The following is a 21,257-nucleotide window of genomic DNA, read 5'->3' on the forward strand; positions in this document are numbered from 1 at the left end:
TTTTATTGGCAACTTATGGATATTGATAATTTAAAAATAATTCCATTTTAAGGTGAAATCACTACAATGTTATTATTTTGCAATAACATATGGGTTTAAACTTCTTTTTACCTCTAGCAAAAACAAGTATTTATTTTTAGAAACTGTGTTTTGCTGATAACTTAATCACCAATGTAAAAACCTGCTGGAAATAAGCTAGATTCCAAAATACCTTTAATATGGCAGAAATACTAGAGTTAATTCTAACTAATAAAGAGATAATTAATATTGACACGAATTGTTTGAATTATCTCTTTGAAGCTCCTTTTAACGTCCAACTTCTTGTTTAGAAACAAAGTATACGGATCGTTAGAAACTAAGTTTACTATAGAACTATAAATCATCCACTTCATAGTTTATACTATCCTACTATAATATGGTGGTATAAATGGAGTGGATACGATGAAGCAAATGAGAATAGTGCTGGCTATGTGCGCAGCATTGATGTTAATGATAGCAATTCCCGCAGCATCGGCTATAACGGTGGATGGGGAAAAAAGTACGGATGAATGGAACGATAACTGGAGTTATGGTCAGGTTAATGGTACTGGCTATGACATTTATGACGTAGGGGACAGGCTGGAAATAAGACAGGGTGCATTCGGTCAAGATACCACTACATGGTATGAAGAAGACCCTAAGAATGATTCAGGCCCCAGTCACGATGAAACAATGGCTCAGCTTGGAGACTCAAGTGGCTACGATATAAAGCAGATCTATGGTCACTACGATGTAGCCAATGATACTCTCTACGGTATGAGCACGGTTTATGGAATCCCCGGGGATCTTGACGGTGATGGCAACATAGGCACAGACTGTAGTGAGTATGGTGACTGTGTTGGAGATGATGGCCCGGCAGGTACAGGAATGGGCGATCTTGAAACATGGAAGATCAGGATAAGTCAGGATGGAAACCCCACTGTCACACTCAGAATTCAGAATAATAACTGGACAGTTGAGGAGGGGCCACTTGGTTATGATGATGTAGAAGCTGTATTTAGTCCAACAGAAGATGGCGTCTATGAAATTTCAATAAATGGAGTTAGTGAAATATGGGATGTTGGTCCCTGTCAACCAGATCTGAAAGTGGAAGTATTTGCTGGTGGTCTGGATGACGGTCCCGGAGAAGACACTGCAACCGCATTTATACGTCTTCCATGTCCTGACATCATGATCAAGAAATATGTATCACCGGATAACTCAACCTGGTACGATGCACAAACACAGGCATCAGGACCTATACTTGAAAATGCAAGTGATGTTTACTGGAGATACAATGTGACCAATATAGGGGACGAACCACTCGTCGATGTGAATGTTACAGACAACAAGGAAGGCTTTATCTGTGATATCGGCGATCTGGCAGTATCTGAAACAGAGGTCTGCTACTACAGTGGTACTGTTCCAGACACATGTGTACCTTACTCAAATGTGGGTACTACCAATGGAATCGGATTGGTATCCGGTGTTCAGGTGGATGATAGTGACCCGGCTCACTACAATTGTGAAGAAAAACCTCCAAATGGTGTACCTACTATGACACCGATAGGTCTGGTTGCCCTTATTGGTATGCTTGGATTTGTCGCGCTGAGACGCCGTGACTAATCCTTTTCTTTTTTCTTTTTTTGACACTAAGTATAAATAACGTAAAGGCATTCTTTTTACGGGGAATTCTGGGGGAATAAAATATAAGCCACAAAAATGATTCCAAATTACTGAAATATAAAATAAAAGAACTTGCGGATAATAGGGTAGCAAGGTTTGTCGCTTTATACCTGTTTTATATAGGACTTTTCACAGGCATGTATCTTTTCTTTAAGGAAGACCTGGGTTTTTTGAGGAACCTGACCGCAGAAGTGTTCTCCTTTAGTATGAGCCTTCTGGGCGTCACAAATTCGGTTAATGAAAATGTACTATATTTTACCAGTGGAATAACGGCAATGAAAGTCGTGGATGAATGTACCGGCATATATGAGGTGCTTGTCTATTCTGGCTGTGTGCTGGCATATTCCACAACTTATCAGAAAAAACTTATGGGAATAGCTTTTGGTGTGCCAGCAATACTTGGTATAAACATGGTGCGTTTGGTATGTCTTGGCTTTGTAGGTCTCTGGTTTCCTGAAATATTTGATTATGTCCATTATTACTTCTGGCAGGTCACGTTGATTATAATTATAGTACTGGTTGTTCTGATATGGATAGAGAAAGTAGTGAAAAGATGAGGATTTCGGTATTTATAGGTAAATTCCTTTTATACCTGACAATTTTGTTCATCCTGGGGATACCGGCGATCAGGGCATATCTTGCCTCCCCGAGCCATGCATTTAACGCATTTGATTTTATCACATTCTATCTGCCTCTGAACCTGGTACCTTTTATTGCACTTATCATGGCTACCCCGATAGATAATAAAAGAAGGCTGAAACTTATCTTTGGGGGGTCATTTTTGATCCTCTTATTCACTCTGGTGGTCATAGTACTGCAATTCAATTTCGTCTCTGTAGCCGGAGAATTGTTCTACATTTATGCTATCGGCAGGACAGCGTTTCCCTTTTTGTTGTGGTTTGCATTTGTATACAAGGATTTGAACTTTGAATTATGAACAAACTGCACTTAAAGGAAAGGTAAATTGAGATAAAAAAGTAATTTTCTGTAATCATTCTCAGAAACATTTTTATTCAAATGCCGACATTAAGAGGATGGCTCGATGATTAATTATATATGATAGTTACGGTAACATATTGCATTCATATTTACGAGGAAGTGTTATGGAGAATATAAAGATCGCAATTGCAGGGATTGGCAACTGCGCTAGCTCTCTCATTCAGGGTCTGGATTACTACAGGGATAAAACCGAGACAGATGCTATCGGTCTAATGCATTGGACCATTGGAGGTTACGAACCCTCCGATATTGAGGTTGTAGCTGCGTTTGATATTGATAAAAGAAAAGTAGGGAAAGACATATCAGAGGCCATCTTTGCAGAACCAAATTGCACTGCTGTATTCTGTCCGGACATTCCTGAAAAAGGCATAAAAGTTACAATGGGCAGCATCCTTGATGGTGTTTCTGGACACATGACGGATTATGAAGATAAATATAAATTCATAATCAGCGATGAAAGCGAGTCCACCAAAGAGGATATCGTGCAGGTTCTAAAAGATTCCGGTGCTGAAATGCTCTTGAATTTCATGCCTGTAGGGTCAGAAAAAGCTGCATGTTTTTATGCAGACTGTGCTCTGGAAGCAGGAGTGGGTTTCATTAACAATATGCCGGTTTTCATTGCAAGTAATCCTGAATGGGCTAAAAAGTTCGAAGAGAAAAACCTGCCGATAATTGGTGATGATATAAAGGCCCAGCTCGGAGCCACTATCACTCACAGGACACTGGCAGACCTTTTCAGCAAACGTGGTGTCAAACTGGAAAAAACCTATCAGCTAAACACCGGTGGGAATACCGATTTCCTTAACATGCTTAATCGCAGCAGGTTGTCTTCCAAGAAAACATCCAAAACAGAGGCTGTACAATCTGTACTCAAAGACCGTCTGGATGATGAAAATATCCATGTCGGTCCAAGTGACTATGTGCCTTGGCAAAAGGACAACAAAATTTGTTTCCTGAGAATGGAAGGAAAACTTTTCGGCGATGTTCCCATGAATATCGAACTACGTCTTTCAGTTGAGGATTCTCCTAATTCTGCAGGTGTTGTAATTGATGCCATACGCTGTTGCAAACTAGCACTTGAAAGAGACACCGGAGGAATTCTCTATTCCCCTGCATCTTATTTCATGAAACATCCACCGAAACAATACAACGATGACGAAGCCTTCCTCATGACAAATGATTTCATTGAAGGCAACAGGGATAACTGAAACGCAAGATGCCTTATAATATAAGGAAAATATTTGGTGTGGATTTTAGCGGATCTAAAAAAGCCTGCAATAAGATATGGGTAAGTGAAGGAAGCATTTACGATAACTTCCTCAAAATCCACACCTGTCATCCTGCTCACTTTTTTTCTGAAAGCCATGATACTCAGAGTTGTATTACTGCTCTTTATAGCATGATCGCCAGGGAAAAATATGCTATTTTTGGAATGGATTTTCCTTTTGCACTCCCATCTTCCCTAACAGAAGAAAACAACTGGAAGGAGTTCATAATCAATTTCCCTCTTAAGCATGCCTCTGCAGAAAGTTTCAGGGATTACTATCGCCAGAAAACAGATGGAAAAGAATTCAAACGTAAAAAGGAAAATGAAAAAGGTGCACCATTTGCTGCATACAATCTCTGGCTATACAAACAGACTTATTATGGTATCTCAAGAATAATTAATCCACTTATAAGGAATAACCTTGCCTGTATTCTCCCTATACAAACTCCGAATCCTGAAAAACCCTGGGTAGTTGAGATATGTCCGGCCTGCACCCTGAAAGAAAAGGGTTTATATGTGCCGTATAAAGGAAAAAAGAGTGATAGGGAAGCTAACAGGAAACTTATTGTGGATAAGTTAGAAGAATTTAATATTATGCTTGATAATGAAATAAAAGATATATGTATTTTAAATACTCAAGGTGATGCTCTGGACAGTATTCTGGCAGCGTATGCCGTATTCAGGAATATGCAGATCCTGGAAGAAAAAAACCCGGATGAAATTGAAAAAAGAGAAGGTGATGTTTATTATTAATCCTCTTTTCCTTCTATATTCAACAGCTCATAAATATCATCAGGTTTTGTCAATATGTACATGTTTTCCATTTCAGCCAGTTTTTCTGAATTGGTAACATCAATGTCCCGCATCTTCAACTTCATTTTTCTTCCACTGGGTGCATAGGTGGTAACATCACCACGTACCTGATCAACAGGCAGGACATAAATTGGTGTTTGCCCTTTTGCGGTCTGGGCCACAACATTTGTTACAAGGGTATCGGCAATACCGTGTGCTATCTTGGCAACAGAATTGGCTGTGGCTGGTGCGATAATCAAAGCATCATAATGACCAACCTGCAATGGGCCGGCAATAAAAGGTGAGTTAGGGCCCGCATCTGTTTTGAAGTTAGGGAAATCTTTCTGTATGTCATCCCACATTCGATACCATTTCATTACAGTTTCCCCTTCTCTTGAAAGAAATACCATAAACTCAATATCGGTTTTTTTCTTTATGTCTACCATTATGTCATACGTCTCTTTTATAAGGTCACCTGAGCCTGTAATACCCCATGCGATTCTTTTCATAACATTCCTCCTGGGATTCAATAACCTGTAAATAGCTCATACTTAACTTTAGATTTATCCACATTCATTTGATATAGTATTTCCTTAACAGCCTCTACCATAGGTGGAGGACCACATATATAGAATGTCCTTTCCCTGTAATCCGGAATCTCCCGCAATATCATGCTTTCACAGACACGTTCTCTGCAACCTTCCCACTCCTCGGAAGCCCGGGTGAGGGTATGTACGACTTTCAGGTTAGGATTGCGCTTTTGCATAGTATCCAGCTCATCGCGAAAGGCAATATCCTGTTCTGTTTTATTGCTGGATATCATAACAATATTCGTATCCATACCTTTGTCTGTACAGTAACGTGAGATACTAATCATGGGTGTGATCCCGATTCCTCCGCTAATAAGCGCAATTTTGTCATATTCTCCTGAATAGGTCATTTTCCCGAAGGGACCTTCAATCCCTGCCGTATCACCGGCTTGAAGTGAAAGTAAAGCATCGGAAAACTCATGGCCTGTGAGTTTCTTGGTAAATTCAATGATATCCTTGTTGGTCGGACTGCTGGAGATAGTAAATGGTTTGCGTACCTTTTTTTCTCCTATTTCCAGTTCCACGAAAATATACTGGCCCGCCAGGTAATCAAAACCATCAGGTCGGGGAAATAGAAAACTTACCACATCTTCGGTCCTGGGAATGGTTTTCAGAAGCGTTGCATCAAATTGCAATTTATGATCTCCTTTTATTGCTCCAGTTTCTTCATCTGCAGGGCTGTCAGGATAAGTTTTTTCATTGTACGGCGCAGACTGCGCAATCCTTCTTCGTCCTCATCTATACCTTCTGCTCCTTTGTCCTTGGACCACAGGGTGCCGCCAAGGTTTGACCCGAATGAACCACCACCAACAGGGATCATTTCATTGATCACATAGAAGTTTAGTATAGTCTGGAGGGATGGCTCCTGTCCACCCATTCGATCACCTCCATCTGCCAGTGCAGCCCCTACCTTATTGTGGAATGCCTTCGGGTCTGCCGCTACAACTGCCCTGCACCTGTCCATTATGGTTTTGGTCTGTGCACTGAGGTTTCCCTGATACACCGGTGTCCCTATTACCCAAGCATCCGCCCACTACATTTTCTCATACAGGTCAGAAATGTCATCTTTGTGGATGCATCCCTTCTTGGTTCTTATACAATGATCACAATGGATACAGAATTTCAATTCTTTCCCGCTTGCAGAAAAATACTCCACTTCAGCATTGTATTTTTCCTTTGCATAATCCAATGCATATTGCACGGCACGAGCAGTTGCCTTTTTGCGAGGACTGCCCGAAATTCCAAGTATTTTCACAATGTCCTTGTCGGACATCAATTCACACTCCTTTCACTCAAGTACAATGGCATCAGCCGGACAGGCATCCACACAAAGCTCACATTCTATACAGTCGTCAGGCCGTGAAACTACTGATTTTGTATCCCCGTTGGAATCTTCTTTCAGATCAAAAACGTCTGTGGGGCATACCTCGGCACATTCACCGCTTCCTATACATTTATCTTTGTCTACAACTGGTGGCATATTCTTCCTCCTTACATTTTCCTTCTAAACAAATAAATTGTTAATAATGCAATCAAGCCAACAAAACTTCCAAATCCTGGTGTTCCTTCAGACTCTACCTCACCGTTTATTCCGCCTTTAACGGACTCCATCTCTACAATCGGAACATCGTACTCTCCTCCAAACAGTTCATCTATAAGTGACTGGGGAGCAGACCTGTAGAGCAATTTCGTATCCACAATGATGGGATCTACTGCACCTTCTGGTACCGTAAAATTATGAACTTCAACGGCAGTTGATTCAGGAGCAATCCTGTTATCAGATATCACATCTGTAATTTCCCATAATTTTAGAGTAGGATTGCCGTCAGCATCGGAATATACGGCCCAGTAAATAATTCCATTTTCGATATTGCCATCCTTATCCAGATTTCCTGTACTGTAAATTTCGCGTCCTTGGCTGTCTTTTATATCCACCTGGGTCCACATTTGTCTGGCTTCAGTAAGTCCTGTAGGCAGATTATGGCCTGCCCCGGAATTCGTAATTGACACTTTAATGGCAACTTCTTCACCCGGTTGTGCATTATCAGGAAGGCTTACTTCAAGTGTTGCCGCTTCCTGAAGTCTTTCAATTGCCATTTCCCTATGTTCGTCCTCTTCCAGTATCCCTGTAACAAAAACATTGGCTCCTGCGAAGTTGTGCACCGATATATGGTCTCTTTTGGGTGCACCTGATCCCGCACGTCCGGGATTTGCCTCAAATTCAGTGATTCCTGGTGTCATATGGCAATCTTGGCATTGGACTTCTTCTTCTTCAGCATAGGGGCCTTCACTCCATGCCTGATAAGTGTCATCCAGCACTACACCGGATGCTGGGTGGGTAATCTGGTGACACATTCCGCAATACTCTGATTTTGTATAGAATTCACTGTACTGTGATTCATGGTAAGTAGATTCTGAATCATCGAAGGGGCCATATTTGGTCTCAGAAGGAGTCACCGCATAACCTCCGTTGCCTATTTCAGAGGATTCCTTTACACTGTGGCAAAAATCACAGCCTACTCCTTCATCAGCCTCTTCACTTATATTAGGGTTATCTATAGGAGGGACCTGCCCTGAAACCACACTGACAGGTATGTGACAACGTGTACAGAAAACGTCAAGAGAGCCATTTGACTCTTCACTTGCAAGCTTTAGTTCTTCCTGGTAAAATGGGTCATCGAAAGCATGGTAATGCATACTGCCTTCCCACTGGCTTGTCGTGATGGCATGGCATCTGTTGCAGGTAGAATATGAAGTGAAATCTTCATGCGATAATGTGCCTGCTTCAGTGGGAGAAGCACCAGCTACAACCCCTGCACAGGCAAATAAGAATGTCAAAAGGATAAATATGGATATAATTTTCACTACATACCCCTCCTGAAAATCCCCCGTCAATATTAATCAGAAGGAGGCTTATATGCCTCCTTGCTGCTTTACTCCTGCAGTAACTTAAGTGCTTCCCTACATGCTGCAACTGCAGGTGCACCTGAAGTGATAGAGATCACTTCCATTGTTTCCATGATTTCCTCTGCTGTGGCGCCATTTTTCAGAGCGCTCTTCATCTGGGAGACTGTACAGGCCTCACATTGTTTGGAGGCAACGACTGCCAGTGCCATCAGTATCTTGTACTTGGCAGGCATAGCCCCATCTGACAACAGTTTGTCGTGACATCTCCTGTATTTCTTAACGAAGTTGGGATCTATTTCCTTCAGGGTATGGAGAATGTTTGGGGCAAACCCCATCTTATCCTCGATATCCTTTACTACTTTCTCATGTTCTGTCATCTTTAGTACCTCCTATGTGGAATCAATCAAAGGCATCTTCCATCGTGTTATCAAAACAGTAGTTGCACATAAAGTGAGGAAGGCCTTTATGAAGGCGTTTGACCTCGGGCGGTTTACCCACTGAAACCTGCAATTTTACTTCCTTGGAGTGATCCATACATAGCCCTTTCCCGCACACAATACATAATGCAGCGGCTTCTACATCTTTTCCTGTTTCAGAACAGTCATAACATTTCATCATGAAATTCACCTCAGAAATTTTCCTTCAAAGCCTCATGACATGGTTTGCAAAGTATTTTCAGGAGAGGTTGCATGTCTTTTAATTCGCAGGCATCTCCCATGCACTTAAGCCGCACTTCATATTCACCTTCCAATATGGGAACCTTCTCCCTTACAAGGTGGTCCATACAGACACCTCTGCCACATACGATGCAAATACCAACGGTGTCGGTAGTTTTATTTTCTTTTTCACATTCAAAACATTTCATTATTGATTCACTCCCGTATTGCTCCAAAAATCTACATAAACAGTATGGTCACTCCATGAGTTCCATATCTTCCCCGCAGCAAATAAGTACTCCGCCGCCAACTTCAGTGACTTCAACTTCGTTGCCACAGATATTACAAATGTATTTTTCACCTACTTTCTGAACTCCCATAGATTTAACTCCTTGTATTTATTTGCATAATAAAAGAGGAGAGATGATTATTTATGCATATCGGTGATGGGGGGAAAGATAGCAGCCTGTATCATATGCGTGCCATTCGAAGTAAGCTTGGAAGATTATTGGTATAAAAGCAAACAGGAAAATGCCGTTCAAAATCAATAAGGTTTTAATATATGTATGCAATCCTCAATAGCGTCAAAATATTGAATAATAGGAGGATTCAAATGTCATTTGGAATAGAGTTCGTACCAGGAGACCCAGTTCTCAAAATCGCCCACTATGCAAAGCTTGCTGAACAACAGGGATTTGACAATGTTTGGGTTACAGATCACTACAACAATCGTGATGTTTATACCACCCTTGCAGTGTTGGCTATAAACACCAACAGCATAAAACTCGGAACAGGTGTGACAAACCCATACACCAGAAATGCAGCCATTACTGCATCCAGCATTGGTTCAATCAACGAAATTTCCGGTGGCCGTGCAATCCTCGGTCTTGGACCCGGAGACAAAGCAACCTTTGATGCAATGGGGATCCCATGGGACAAACCATTGACCACAACCAAGGAATCCATTGAAGCCCTTCGTGGCTTTTTGGGCGGTGAAAAGGTTGAGATGGACGGTGACATGATCAAATTCGGCGGCGCCAAAATGGCATTCAAGACCGGCAATGTGCCTATTTACATGGGTGCACAGGGCCCTAAGATGCTCGAACTTGCAGGTCAGGTAGCAGACGGTGTACTGATCAATGCATCCCACCCTAGAGACTTTGAAGTCGCAATGGAAAAAATAAAGGCAGGCGCTGATAAAGCAGGCCGCAGCATGGACGAGATAGATGTGGCAGCTTATGCATGTTTCTCTATCGACAAAGATGCAGCAAAAGCCAAGAACGCTGCAAAAGTAGTTGTTGCTTTCATCGTTGCAGGTTCTCCCGACATGGTGCTTGAACGCCACGGAATCGACCCTGCATCCAAGAAGGATATAGGCGCTGCAATTTCCAAGGGAGACTTCGGAGCACTTATGGGTGACCTTGTAACTGATGAAATGATGGACGCTTTCTGTATCTGCGGAACCCCTGAAGACTGCAAGCAAAGGATCAATGACCTGAAGGACATTGGTGTTACCCAGATTGTTGCCGGCTCACCACTTGGACCTAACAAAGAAAAAGCAATTAAACTCATCGGTAAGGAGATTATCGGAGGAAACTGATGGTTCATCCGAAGATACTAGAGGTCATTGATTATGACGTCTGTACCGCTTGTGGGGCATGTGTTTCGGCATGCCCTGCCGGTGCCATCGTCATGAACAAAAGGGCCGAAGTAAGAGACCCGGACAATTTGGAGCTATACACCAAAGGTGCTGCCCCAAATGTCTGTGAAGGTTGCTATACGTGTGGGCGCATCTGTCCTGTAGTGGATGGGTATGTCGAGGACGAATTCGCAAATGTCAGGAGTTTCTTTGGTGCAAAAAGTAACATCGAAGGACAGGACGGTGGTGTAACAACTGCAATTGCAAGCAAACTGCTTGAATTGGGAGAAGTGGACTGCTTTGTGGGAATCACCCGCAATGACAACTGGGAAACCGAACTGGAAGTCTTCACCGATCCAGAACAAATCAAGAGAGCCAAAGGTACCAAATATACATATGATTCCGTACTTTCTGCCCTGAAGGACCCCTTCGAACAATATGATAAAATCGGTGTAATCGGCGTACCCTGCCAGGCTCACGGTGCACGTCTGATCTCTGAAAATGTCAATGACAAGATCGTGGTTATTATAGGGCTTCTTTGTATGGAAAGTTTCTATCATGATGTAATGTCTGAAAAAATCATAAAAGAGATAATGGAACTCAATCCTGAAGATGTTGTAAAATTCGACTTCGCAAAGGGTAAATTCTGGGCATATACAAAGGATGGCGAAAGTCACAGTGTCAAGATTCCACAAGTTGGCCCGCATGCAAGGAATCCCTGCCACCATTGCTGTGATTACACATCAGTTTCAGCAGATATATCAATAGGTTCTGTGGGTGCACCGGACGGATGGAACAGTGTCATGATCCGTACAGACGAGGGTGAAAAATACTTCAAGATGGCCGAAGATGAGCTTGAGATAATGGAAGATCCAAAACCTGGAATTGACCTTGTCAAGAAACTGGCAACCATGAAACACAACAACAATTCACAACATTATCTTGAAGTTTGCGAGAAGTTTAGCTTCGATGAATGTGGCATCAGATGAAACTATGCATCTTAAAAGGGCATTCTATATCGGGCGCTTCCAGCCATTCCATAAAGGCCATTATTCGGTCATAAAAACGATTGGAAAGGATATTGATGAACTCGTAATAGGTGTCGGAAGCGCTCAAAGAAGCCACGAAACACCGAACCCCTTTACTGCCGGTGAACGCATAATGATGATTCGCCATTCTCTTGCAGATACGGATATCAAACATTATGCAGTTCCCATCGATGATATCCAGCAAAACGCAGTTTGGGTTTCCTATGTCACAGCACGGACTCCTCCTTTTGACATAGTCTATTCCAACAATCCTCTAATCCTCGAGCTTTTCGAAGAAGCAGGCATAGAAACAAAGCAACCTCCCATGTATCATCGGGACAAGTATTCAGGCACCCTAATCCGTGAAAAGATGATTGCCGGTGAAAAGTGGGAGCAACTAGTCCCTGAATCTGTTACAGAAGTTATTGAAGAGATTGATGGTGTCAGGAGATTAAAACATGTCTCCGGCAGCGATCAAACTTTCTGACAAACTCCTGTCCTTAATTTTTTATAGTACCTCCGTTGAATATTATACAGTGTAAGAATATACAGGGGGCATCTAATGACTGAGAAAGCACCGGTATTTTGTGAAAAATATTGTATTGTATGCAGGGGAGCAAGAGCTGGAAACCCTATTTGTAAGGCAATCCAGAATCTTGAACTCAAGATATTTGGTAAGGAAGGTTGCATATGGGGAAAAGCAAGGACCAGATACTACGGCGTAACACCTGATGAGGAAATACCTCCGGAAAAGAAAAAGTGATCAGAATATTTCCCCGCTCCAATCAAAAGCACCGGGTTTGAATTTATCAAGGGGCGGATGTCCTGGGGATATGCTATCGATTATCTCTCTTACATCCTCCGCAACTTCACTCATACTTCGACCTGTGGTATCAACTTCAAATACCATTTCACAGTTCTCAACTGATTCTACAAGTATAACATCGAGACATTCTGCTTCTATATTCTCATCAACTTTTGCAGGTTTATATCCCCTTTTCTCAAGTCTTTTTTTGAGTTCACCGGGAGCCGTACGTAACACGATGGAAATATCTGCAATCAGATGGGCCATGTGGCTGTCAATGATTACAGGATTTTCAAATTCTTCTATGGGTGACAGTCGCTTTTGTACCACATCAAGGTCAGTAACTACACAGTCCCGTTGCTTATCTTCTTCTATGAAAAGATTCTCGGATTTTATGAGTTCGTTCAGATGAACTACCCGATACCCAAATTCATTCTCAAGCAGTCCGGATACAGATGTTTTCCCGCATCCCGGAGTGCCGGTTAAAGCAATAAACATATGTCCCGAATACAATTGCCTCTATTATTAAGGATTAATCCTCCTGGATGGTCAGGGCCAGAAAATTTTCAATAATTTTCAAACCATTATTCATCAGGACAGATTCAGGATGGAACTGGATGCCATAGATTGGATATTCTTTATGCTTAATCGCCATTATTGAGCCATCTTCTGTATGGGCAATGGGTTCCAGGGGTGGGGCAAGTTCTTTAATTTCCAGTGAATGGTATCTTCCTCCTTCAAAAGGATTGGTAAATCCCGAAAAAAGAAGTGAATCATTGTGAATGATTGATGAAGCCTTACCGTGGACTGGGCCGTTTGTACATCTGCCCGTACTACCTCCGTAAGCCCGATTTATGGCCTGATGGCCAAGGCAAACTCCCAGTATAGGAGTGTTCGGGCCGTATTCCTTAATAATTTGGAGGCAGTTGCCGATATCCTCAGGTCTTTCAGGAATGCCCGGACCGGGTGATATGACAATGGCGTCTGGTTTTATATTCCTGACATCTTCCATTTCCACTGTATTTTGAACAACTACGGTTTCAACACCCAATATGGAAAAGGCATCCACAAGATTCCATACAAAGGAATCCCGGTTGTTTACAAACAGTACTTTCATATCATTCACCTCTTACTGCTTTGAGCATGGCAGCCATTTTGCGCTCGGTTTCCTCATATTCTTTCGAAGGTACCGAATCTGCAACTATACCGGCACCTGCCTGTATCATTACATGCCCCTCTCTCATAACAACCGTACGTATTGCAATTGCGAAGTCTGCATCCCCGTTCCAAGAAAAGTAACCGATTCCTCCTCCGTAGACGCCCCTGCCGACTCCTTCAAGTTGTCTTATGATTTCCATTGCCCGTATTTTGGGCGCACCGGAAAGGGTTCCTGCAGGAAGAAGTGCCTTGATGGCATCGAACTGGTCACATTCTGGTCTTAACTTACCTTCCACCGTGCTTTCGATATGCTGTACATGAGAATAACGTACCACTTTCATAAAATCGGATACTTTTACAGAGCCACCTTCACAAACCATGCGTACATCGTTGCGGGACAGATCAACAAGCATCACATGTTCTGCCCTTTCTTTTTCGTCATGAAGCATTATTTCGGCATACCTGCAATCCTCAGTTTCATTTTCACCCCTGGGGCATGTCCCTGCGATAGGATTGGTGATCACTCGCCCATTATCCACAGTCATCAGGGTTTCAGGACTTGCACCCACCACGGCCATATCCTTAAACGAAAGCAGATACATGTAAGGACTCGGATTAATAGAGCGTAGTTTTCTGTAAAGGTAAAGAGGACTATTGTGGTAGGGTAGCTCATAGCGCCGCGAAAGGACTACCTGGAAAATATCACCGTCCAGAATATGTTCCTTTGCCTTGCTTACTGCATCTTCATATTCTGCCCGATCCATTGTGCAGGAAATATCCTCATTCTTCGCACTTCCCGCTGATTCATTTTCCTTGATCAATGATGATCGGTTAAGTACTACCTGCATGCTGCGGGTTTCTTCAAGTACATCATCATAGACCTGTGCTGCATTTGAAGAACTTGCAAGTGGAGTTTTTACATAATAAATTCTATTTTCCAGATGATCAAAAACAAAGGTACTTGTAGTGAACATAAATTGCATGTCCGGCTCCTTTGCCCCTGCTGGAATATCCTGTTTTAACCAGCAGTCATAGATAATGTCATATCCCGCATATCCCATTGCACCTCCCAGGAAAGTCTGCCTGTCAAATCTATTTGCATTTAGAAGAGGCAGTGACTCATCGGCCACAAATACTTTCCTGAGGGCATCTAACACTTCATATCCTGTTTTTATGATTCCTTCAAAATGACAGGATTTGGATTTAAGAGAATCGCAGACATCCCCCACTCTTTTTTCCATCAGATCTGTCAGGGCCGATTCATGTGACATTGTCAGACAAACACGTCTGCCCTTTACGGAAAGTAAGGCAAGGGGATCTGCACCTACAAAAGAAAAACGTGCGTGCCGGCTCTCTTTTTCCACAGATTCCAGAATATATGAGTAATCAAAATGATTCTCCAGAAGAGTATATAGGTCAAGGGGGGAAAGGGAAGTTTTCACCTCGGCTACCAGCTGTACAAGGGCAGAACTATCCTCCTTATTTACAAGTGAAATGAACTCATCCCTTCCAATATCAAATTCCATCAATTACTACACCTCACAGCTCTTATAAAATCACAAACTTGACTGAAATCTTTTTTACCTTTCACTTCAACTCCGGAGGAAACATCTACTCCATAAGGGGAGACGATATTCACACATTCACCCACATTTTGTGGATTTAGGCCTCCTGCCACAATCAATGGAACAGGGATTTTTTTTGCCACTTCGCCGCTTATTTTCCAGTCATGGGTCAAGCCACTGCCTCCTCCGCTGCTACAGGCAGTATCCAGAATTATGGAATCAATCAGGTTACTTTCTGCAAGTTCATTGATGATTTTAATCGTTTCCGGGACTTTTGTTTCATCAGAAATCGAAAATTTCTGTATTATCCGGACATTCATTGCCCGCAGTGCAGTGAGTAATCCCATGTCAGCAGTTGAATGTACCTGCACCATGTCCGGTCTTGCATTGCTTACAAGTTTCCTGGCATGTGTGATCGACTCTGGCATTATTACCATAACCGTAGTGACAAAAGGAGGGGTGGAGTTTATCAGCTCAGTGCTTAATTCCATATCCAGGTTGCGAGGTGTATTCACCGGCACTTCTGTTATAAAGCCTACCGCATCAGCACCACATTTTACTGCAATACCTATATCATCCACAGACTTCATTCCGCAGACTTTCACCCTTATTGCAGGTTGCATTTGATCCCCTGGAGTTTGTGAAATGGGCAAGTTCTTCGAGCTTTTCAAGAGCTTTGCCATTGTCTATTACCTTTTCAGCAATTCTTGCGGCTTCATTGAGAGACGATGCCTTATCTGCAACATAGATAGCAGCGGCAGCGTTAGCCACCACTATATCCCTTTTGGGTCCCTTTTCACCCTGCAGTATATAACGTATGTCCGTTGCATTTTCTTCTGGAGTCCCGCCTACAATATCAGGTGCAGATACCCTTTTAAAACCAAGATCTTCAGGTTTAATCTCGTAGGTAGTTATTACTCCGTCCTTTAGTTCTGCTACATAGGTTTCCGAGAGGGTGGATATTTCATCCATCCCGTCACCATGGACCACCAGTACTCTTTCTTTGCCAAGTTTCCTGAGGACCTGCGCAAAGGGTTTGCAGAGGGCTTTATCGTATACACCAACTACCTGCCTGGAAGCAAGTGTCGGATTTGAGAGAGGGCCTAGGAGATTAAAGATTGACCGGAATCCAAGTTCTTTCCTGATTGGAGCAACCCTCTTCATGGCAGGATGGAAATATGGGGCAAAGAGAAAACCGATTCCTACGGACTCCATACATTTTTTCACTTCTGCCGGAGAACAGTTCAGGTCAACACCGAGAGATTCAAGCACATCGGCACTTCCCGAAAGAGACGTCACTGCACGATTCCCATGTTTAGCGATTGGTACACCGGCAGCTGCAGCTATAATGGCTGCGGATGTGGAAATGTTGATTGTGTTATGGCGGTCTCCCCCCGTCCCAACAATATCTACAAGTGGTCCGGCAATTGCAGGTTTTATTATGACAGCTTCATCAAGCATTCCTTCTACAAAACCACTTATTTCTTCCACTCTTTCCCCTTTGACGCTCAAAGCTCCAAGAAAAGCTCCTATCTGGGCATCCGTTGCCTCATGTAGGATATATTTCAGAGTTTTCTTTGCTTCAGTAGCAGTCAGGTCTTCTCCGTTTACTATTTTTTGCAGGCACCGTTGCATATAATCACCAAACATCAATGTACTAAGTTGTACAATTATGTACAGGTATTTCATAGTATAAAAATATGCCTCTCATAATGCAACACCCAAAATAAAAATACAATAAAACGAATAATACACAGAGGAGCAATTAAGTGAGAGATTACAATTCTGAATTGTCCATAAAGGCAGGGATGGGCCCCGGCACATTGGTCCATGTTGGGGATAAAAAGGTGAAAGAACCTATACTGACATTGATAGAGTACAATGAAGAATATCTGGAAGTACATGTCAATCAGGACATCGACATAATTAAAAATCTGGAATTTGCAGAAGACAGGAAAATATGGATCAATGTAGATGGTCTGCACCAAACAGAATTAATTGAAAGTCTTGGAGAGGTATTTGGGGTTCACCCCCTTGTGCTGGAAGATATCCTGAATACCACCCAGCGGCCCAAAACCGAATCCTATGAAGATTATATCTATGTTACAATTCGAACTCTGTTTTACGAACGTCTGGAAAATGCAGTCGACTCAGACCAGATAAGCATAATACTGGGAAATAATTTCATTCTCTCATTTCAGGAAATGAGGACTGATTTATTCAAGAAGATCAGCCAGAGAATGGAAAGACCTGCAGGCAACATTCGCAAAAAGGGAGTAGATTATCTTACCTATTCCCTCATAGACTCTATTGTGGATAATTATTACCTGCTTCTGGAAGATATCGGAGAAGAAATTGAGAGGCTGGAAGATGAATTGATAAAAGAGCCAGATCCTGCCACCTTACAAAGCATCCATGAGCTAAAAAGGGAAATGATCATTTTACGCAGGTCCCTCTGGCCACTCAGGGAAACAATTGCATCTCTGCAACGTGATGAATCCGGTTTAATCAAGGAAAGTACTGGCATATATTTGCGTGACCTTTATGACCACTCTATACAGGTAATCGAAGCCGTGGAAACTTACAGGGAAATGTTATCCGGCATGCTGGACCTTTATATTTCAACGGTCAGTAACCGGATGAATGAAGTGATGAAATTACTGACAATCATTGCTACCATCTTTATCCCTCTTACTTTTATTGCAGGTATTTACGGAATGAACTTCGATTACATGCCCGAATTGAAATGGGAATGGGGTTATCCTGCAGTTATGATTTTTATGACCACAATATCTGTGATTATGCTGTATTATTTCAAAAAAAAGACCTGGCTGTAAAATTTTTGGAAAATCTGGGTATAACTATGAACGTCAAATAACATTAAATAGAACATATAGGAATATATATCAAATAAAAAACATTGGAAATATTTTATTGCTTGTGTAGAAGGGGTATTTCACATAAAGTGGGAAAACATAAATCTTGAAACCAAACTGATATTTCTGATTACAGTCGGAACTATAATTGTTTTACTGGGTGCCACGCTGGCTATCACTTCCACTGTTACGGATCAGGAAAGGGAACTTGCATACGACAAATCGGTCAAGACTGCAGAAACTTATGCCAGTCAGTTCAATACGGATATGCAATCAAGTATGTCCATTGCGCGTACCCTTGTAAGCAGCATGGAAAAATACGATACAAGGAATCGGACTGAAGCCAATGCTATGCTGGAACAAATACTGCGGGACCATCCAGATTTGATAGGTACCTACGTCTGTTTTGAACCAAATGCCTTCGACGGAATGGATGCAACATATATAAACACAACCGGCCACGATGAAACCGGACGCTTTATTCCGTACTGGAATACAATTGGGGGCGAGGTGAAACTCGATCCACTTATAGATTACCAGACTTCCTCCTACTACCAGTTGCCCAAAAGACTGAAAAGAGATGTAGTTACCGAACCCTACCTGTATGAAGGGGCACTGATTGTCAGTTTAGTCTCACCAATAATGAAAAAAGGAAACTTTCAGGGAATTGGTGGAGTGGACATATCTTTGAATTATATTGATAGTATTGTCAGTGATATAGAAATATTCAATACCGGTTATGCTGCCGTGGTGAGCAGGACAGGAATCCTGATGTCCCATCCCACCGAAAAGGAATGGATTGGCCACAAATCATTGAACTCGTTTGACATACCAAACATACAGAAATTGAAAGTCGACATATATAATGGAAGAAGCGGCCATATCGAGACCCTTGACCCGATTACCGGAAAAGAAGTAATTATGTTCTATGAACCTGTAGAGACAGGCAAATTCTCATTTGTGCTGGTTGTCCCTAAAGAAGAAATGCTTGCAGGAATAACTACACTCCAAAAACAACTTGCAGGTATTTCCTTTGTAGCAATCTGTTTCATGGGAGGAGGGGCATTATTAATAGCCCGCTCCATAACAAAGCCAATAAAACGAATAGTTGGCAATTTCAATAAGATATCGGATGAAGCAATCGAAGGGAAACTGGATACACGGGCAAATACCGATGTAGACATTGATTTCCGGAAAATTCCGGAAGGGTTAAACAGCATACTTGATGCCCTTGAAGAATCAAATGCTTCGATCCAGGAAATGAAGACAGTTATAGACAGCAGCCCGGCTATTGTTTTCAAATGGAAAGCTACACCCAGCTGGCCGGTAGAGCTTGTATCCAATAACATCAATTTGCTGGGATATTCAGCAGAAGAATTTAATTCAGGGTATCTATGGTATGGTGACATTGTACACCCGGAAGATCTCGGTAGAGTTCAGAAAAATCTGGATAAACAGATGGCAGAAGGACAGAATGATTTCACACAGGAGTACAGGATAATCACCAAATCCGGGCAGGTCAGGTGGGTTGATGAAAGAACACTCATTAAGAGAGACACAAAAGGTAACATAAAATATCTGCAGGGAATCGTTCTTGACATCACTGAAAAGAAGGAAGCTGAAAAAGCAATTATGGAAGCAAAAATGATGGCAGAAGTGGCAAACCATACCAAAAGCCAGTTTCTGGCGAATATGAGCCATGAATTGCGCACACCATTAAATTCTATAATAGGTTTTTCAGATGTGCTGCTGGAGGAGGCTTTCGGGAAACTAAATGAAAAGCAAAAGAAATATGCTCATAACATAAACACTAGTGGGCAGCATCTTCTTGAAATCATCAATGATATACTGGACCTTTCCAAAATTGAAGCTGGAAAAATGGAATTAAAACCTGAACAATTCGGACTCGAAGAAATAATTTCCGAATTGAAAAATACACTGGAACCCCTTGTCAAAAAGAAACAACTAATTTTGGATGTAGATACCAATCTGGAATATCCTGTTTATGCGGACAAGCTGAAGATCAAACAGGTGCTATATAATTTACTTAGCAATGCAATCAAGTTTACACCTGAAAAAGGAAAGATTACAATTGATATTGATTACGGAGGTGAAGAAATTACTATTAGTGTGTCTGATAGTGGGATTGGTGTTTCTCCAGAAGAACAGGACAAACTTTTCAAACCTTTCAGACAACTTGATTCTGATTCCAACCGGCAATATCAGGGCACGGGTCTGGGATTGGCTCTGGTAAGGAATATTATAGAGATGCACGGTGGTCAGATATGGGTTGAAAGTGAAGCCGGAAAGGGAAGCACCTTCAAGTTTACCCTTCCCCGGCAAAATGACATTTAAGCGGCTAAACCTATACCCGTAGCAACTATCAACAGCCCACCCAGTATTATAAACTGGCCATCTGCCATTAGGTCACACAGTGAATTGTTTCCTGCAATCCTCCCAAAGAAAATAACATAGCAGAGTGCATAAATAACTCCTGCTGTTAGCACTAACAAAGATGCAATACCCAACTGTTGTATACCGGTATTTATCATGAAATAACCTGCTATAAGTGTCAGGCAGATTAATAGTATGCGGGTTTTTTCTGCACCAAGCAGCACTGGTATGGTGTCAATTCCTGAAATACTGTCACCTTCGATATCTCTCATATCAAAAATTACAGTATTGACAAATACCAAGGAGAAAAAGTAAATAAACGTTACAAATACCAGATCTCCCATTGCTTGTCCATATACCAATGAAGGAAGAAAGGCAGGAGTTGATGCCCATGCAGTTGCGATAACCAGATTTTTTACAGATGGGATTTCCTTAAGCCTACGATAACGAAAACCTGAAGGAAGCCATGCAAAACTGTAAAGCAAGCCACTGATAAGAGGTATAGCAGTGACAAGAAGAGCTTTTAATCCGTAGGGATAAGCAAGCATGAAAGCAAAAATATAAGCAAGAATTGAAGATAGGAACAAGAACTTTTCATATTTCTTGGTAAACGAATAACGTTCCGAGTGATTTATGGAATCTTCATCTTCGTCTGCTTTACGATCAATATTATAGACAGAATATGTGACAAGGAACATTATAGCCATCGTCTGCCAGGAGAGGACAAGACCCTGTAACTGACAGGCCATATATGCCATTACAGCTCCGGCTATCGAAAGATAAACCGAACTGTAGGTCAGGAAATCAAGAATTCTTTTGACAACTGTACTATCTAGATTCACTCTGTATGCAAGAGACTTATATTCACCCATGCATG

25 protein-coding genes and 1 pseudogene are annotated in these 21,257 nt (G+C 42.0%); 11 read left to right on the forward strand and 15 right to left on the reverse strand.

Annotation, left to right across the window (positions count from 1 at the left end; all coding sequences use genetic code 11):
* Nucleotides 1–441 precede the first annotated feature (441 nt).
* The 5 genes from BHR79_RS06170 to BHR79_RS06190 all read left to right on the forward strand — a co-directional run bounded on the left by BHR79_RS06170 (nt 442) and on the right by BHR79_RS06190 (nt 4,723).
* The gene (locus tag BHR79_RS06170; RefSeq protein ID WP_072561533.1) at nt 442–1,644 is read left to right on the forward strand and encodes a VPXXXP-CTERM sorting domain-containing protein; all 1,203 of its coding nucleotides are present in this window, start codon (nt 442–444) and stop codon (nt 1,642–1,644) included.
* 197 nt (nt 1,645–1,841) lie between these two features.
* Nucleotides 1,842–2,261: an archaeosortase B gene (gene artB / locus BHR79_RS06175; protein ID WP_234970446.1), complete on the forward strand. Its 420-nt coding sequence runs from the start codon at nt 1,842–1,844 to the stop codon at nt 2,259–2,261.
* Entirely contained in the window at nt 2,234–2,641 is a 408-nt protein-coding gene (locus BHR79_RS06180; protein WP_083433040.1) for a hypothetical protein, read from the forward strand. Before artB ends, BHR79_RS06180 begins: the two co-directional genes overlap by 28 nt.
* Before the next feature lie 166 nt (nt 2,642–2,807).
* Nucleotides 2,808–3,911: an inositol-3-phosphate synthase gene (locus BHR79_RS06185; protein ID WP_072561536.1), complete on the forward strand. Its 1,104-nt coding sequence runs from the start codon at nt 2,808–2,810 to the stop codon at nt 3,909–3,911.
* An 8-nt stretch (nt 3,912–3,919) separates the two neighbouring features.
* Nucleotides 3,920–4,723, forward strand: a complete 804-nt coding sequence (locus BHR79_RS06190) for a hypothetical protein (RefSeq protein ID WP_072561537.1) — start codon at nt 3,920–3,922, stop codon at nt 4,721–4,723.
* On the opposite strand, the gene afpA is transcribed toward BHR79_RS06190, so the two are convergent.
* From afpA to BHR79_RS06235, 9 genes and pseudogenes are all read right to left on the reverse strand, one after another.
* Nucleotides 4,720–5,271, reverse strand: a complete 552-nt coding sequence (gene afpA, locus BHR79_RS06195) for an archaeoflavoprotein AfpA (protein WP_072561538.1) — start codon at nt 5,269–5,271, stop codon at nt 4,720–4,722. The genes BHR79_RS06190 and afpA overlap by 4 nt on opposite strands.
* 17 nt (nt 5,272–5,288) lie before the next feature.
* A complete protein-coding gene (locus BHR79_RS06200; RefSeq protein ID WP_072561539.1) occupies nt 5,289–5,987 on the reverse strand; it encodes a ferredoxin--NADP reductase in 699 nt (232 codons plus the stop codon).
* Between the two features lie 14 nt (nt 5,988–6,001).
* A pseudogene (locus BHR79_RS06205) lies at nt 6,002–6,625 on the reverse strand (flavodoxin family protein).
* Between the two features lie 15 nt (nt 6,626–6,640).
* Complete coding sequence (locus BHR79_RS06210) at nt 6,641–6,832, reverse strand: 4Fe-4S dicluster domain-containing protein (protein WP_072561540.1); 192 nt, start codon at nt 6,830–6,832, stop codon at nt 6,641–6,643.
* Between the two features lie 11 nt (nt 6,833–6,843).
* Nucleotides 6,844–8,217: a multiheme c-type cytochrome gene (locus BHR79_RS06215; RefSeq protein WP_072561541.1), complete on the reverse strand. Its 1,374-nt coding sequence runs from the start codon at nt 8,215–8,217 to the stop codon at nt 6,844–6,846.
* A 68-nt stretch (nt 8,218–8,285) separates the two neighbouring features.
* Nucleotides 8,286–8,636 carry a carboxymuconolactone decarboxylase family protein gene (locus BHR79_RS06220; protein ID WP_072561542.1) on the reverse strand — a complete coding sequence of 117 codons (351 nt, stop codon included), beginning with the start codon at nt 8,634–8,636 and terminating at the stop codon, nt 8,286–8,288.
* Between the two features lie 22 nt (nt 8,637–8,658).
* Nucleotides 8,659–8,877, reverse strand: coding sequence for a DUF2180 family protein (locus tag BHR79_RS06225; protein WP_072561543.1), 219 nt, complete (start codon nt 8,875–8,877; stop codon nt 8,659–8,661).
* 10 nt (nt 8,878–8,887) lie between these two features.
* Nucleotides 8,888–9,124 carry a DUF2180 family protein gene (locus tag BHR79_RS06230; protein WP_072561544.1) on the reverse strand — a complete coding sequence of 79 codons (237 nt, stop codon included), beginning with the start codon at nt 9,122–9,124 and terminating at the stop codon, nt 8,888–8,890.
* 48 nt (nt 9,125–9,172) lie between these two features.
* Entirely contained in the window at nt 9,173–9,295 is a 123-nt protein-coding gene (locus BHR79_RS06235; protein ID WP_072561545.1) for a desulfoferrodoxin FeS4 iron-binding domain-containing protein, read from the reverse strand.
* A 233-nt stretch (nt 9,296–9,528) separates the two neighbouring features.
* Here BHR79_RS06235 and mer point away from each other — a divergent pair, with 233 nt between their 5' ends.
* The 4 genes from mer (at nt 9,529) to BHR79_RS06255 (ending at nt 12,345) form a co-directional block, all read left to right on the forward strand.
* Nucleotides 9,529–10,515, forward strand: coding sequence for a 5,10-methylenetetrahydromethanopterin reductase (mer, locus tag BHR79_RS06240; protein ID WP_072561546.1), 987 nt, complete (start codon nt 9,529–9,531; stop codon nt 10,513–10,515).
* Nucleotides 10,515–11,543, forward strand: coding sequence for a F420H2 dehydrogenase subunit FpoF (gene fpoF, locus BHR79_RS06245; RefSeq protein ID WP_072561547.1), 1,029 nt, complete (start codon nt 10,515–10,517; stop codon nt 11,541–11,543). Before mer ends, fpoF begins: the two co-directional genes overlap by 1 nt.
* Before the next feature lie 4 nt (nt 11,544–11,547).
* Nucleotides 11,548–12,069 (forward strand): nicotinamide-nucleotide adenylyltransferase, encoded by a 522-nt coding sequence (locus BHR79_RS06250; protein WP_072562320.1) that lies wholly within the window; start codon nt 11,548–11,550, stop codon nt 12,067–12,069.
* A 75-nt stretch (nt 12,070–12,144) separates the two neighbouring features.
* Nucleotides 12,145–12,345, forward strand: coding sequence for a hypothetical protein (locus tag BHR79_RS06255; protein WP_072561548.1), 201 nt, complete (start codon nt 12,145–12,147; stop codon nt 12,343–12,345).
* Here the strand turns inward: BHR79_RS06255 and BHR79_RS06260 are convergent, their stop codons facing one another.
* Genes BHR79_RS06260 through trpD form a run of 5 tightly spaced genes read right to left on the reverse strand, consistent with a single transcriptional unit; the run spans nt 12,346 to nt 16,799 of the window.
* A complete protein-coding gene (locus BHR79_RS06260) occupies nt 12,346–12,885 on the reverse strand; it encodes an adenylate kinase family protein (RefSeq protein ID WP_072561549.1) in 540 nt (179 codons plus the stop codon).
* Between the two features lie 34 nt (nt 12,886–12,919).
* Nucleotides 12,920–13,504, reverse strand: a complete 585-nt coding sequence (locus BHR79_RS06265; protein ID WP_072561550.1) for an anthranilate synthase component II — start codon at nt 13,502–13,504, stop codon at nt 12,920–12,922.
* A gap of 1 nt (nt 13,505) precedes the next feature.
* Nucleotides 13,506–15,071, reverse strand: coding sequence for an anthranilate synthase component I (gene trpE / locus BHR79_RS06270; RefSeq protein ID WP_083433041.1), 1,566 nt, complete (start codon nt 15,069–15,071; stop codon nt 13,506–13,508).
* Entirely contained in the window at nt 15,071–15,733 is a 663-nt protein-coding gene (locus tag BHR79_RS06275) for a phosphoribosylanthranilate isomerase (RefSeq protein WP_072561552.1), read from the reverse strand. The genes trpE and BHR79_RS06275 overlap by 1 nt, the downstream gene beginning before the upstream one ends.
* Complete coding sequence (gene trpD, locus BHR79_RS06280; protein WP_234970444.1) at nt 15,684–16,799, reverse strand: anthranilate phosphoribosyltransferase; 1,116 nt, start codon at nt 16,797–16,799, stop codon at nt 15,684–15,686. The genes BHR79_RS06275 and trpD overlap by 50 nt, the downstream gene beginning before the upstream one ends.
* A gap of 80 nt (nt 16,800–16,879) precedes the next feature.
* Between trpD and corA the strand changes: the two genes are divergently transcribed.
* Nucleotides 16,880–17,947 (forward strand): magnesium/cobalt transporter CorA, encoded by a 1,068-nt coding sequence (gene corA / locus BHR79_RS06285; protein ID WP_083433043.1) that lies wholly within the window; start codon nt 16,880–16,882, stop codon nt 17,945–17,947.
* A gap of 183 nt (nt 17,948–18,130) precedes the next feature.
* Entirely contained in the window at nt 18,131–20,341 is a 2,211-nt protein-coding gene (locus tag BHR79_RS06290; protein ID WP_449288780.1) for an ATP-binding protein, read from the forward strand.
* Here BHR79_RS06290 and BHR79_RS06295 read toward each other — a convergent pair.
* Nucleotides 20,338–21,252, reverse strand: a complete 915-nt coding sequence (locus tag BHR79_RS06295) for a UbiA family prenyltransferase (RefSeq protein ID WP_072561554.1) — start codon at nt 21,250–21,252, stop codon at nt 20,338–20,340. The two genes, BHR79_RS06290 and BHR79_RS06295, sit on opposite strands and share 4 nt — an antisense overlap.
* Nucleotides 21,253–21,257: the final 5 nt, after the last annotated feature.

The sequence above is a fragment of the Methanohalophilus halophilus genome (assembly GCF_001889405.1).
Taxonomy (GTDB): Archaea; Halobacteriota; Methanosarcinia; order Methanosarcinales; family Methanosarcinaceae; genus Methanohalophilus; species Methanohalophilus halophilus.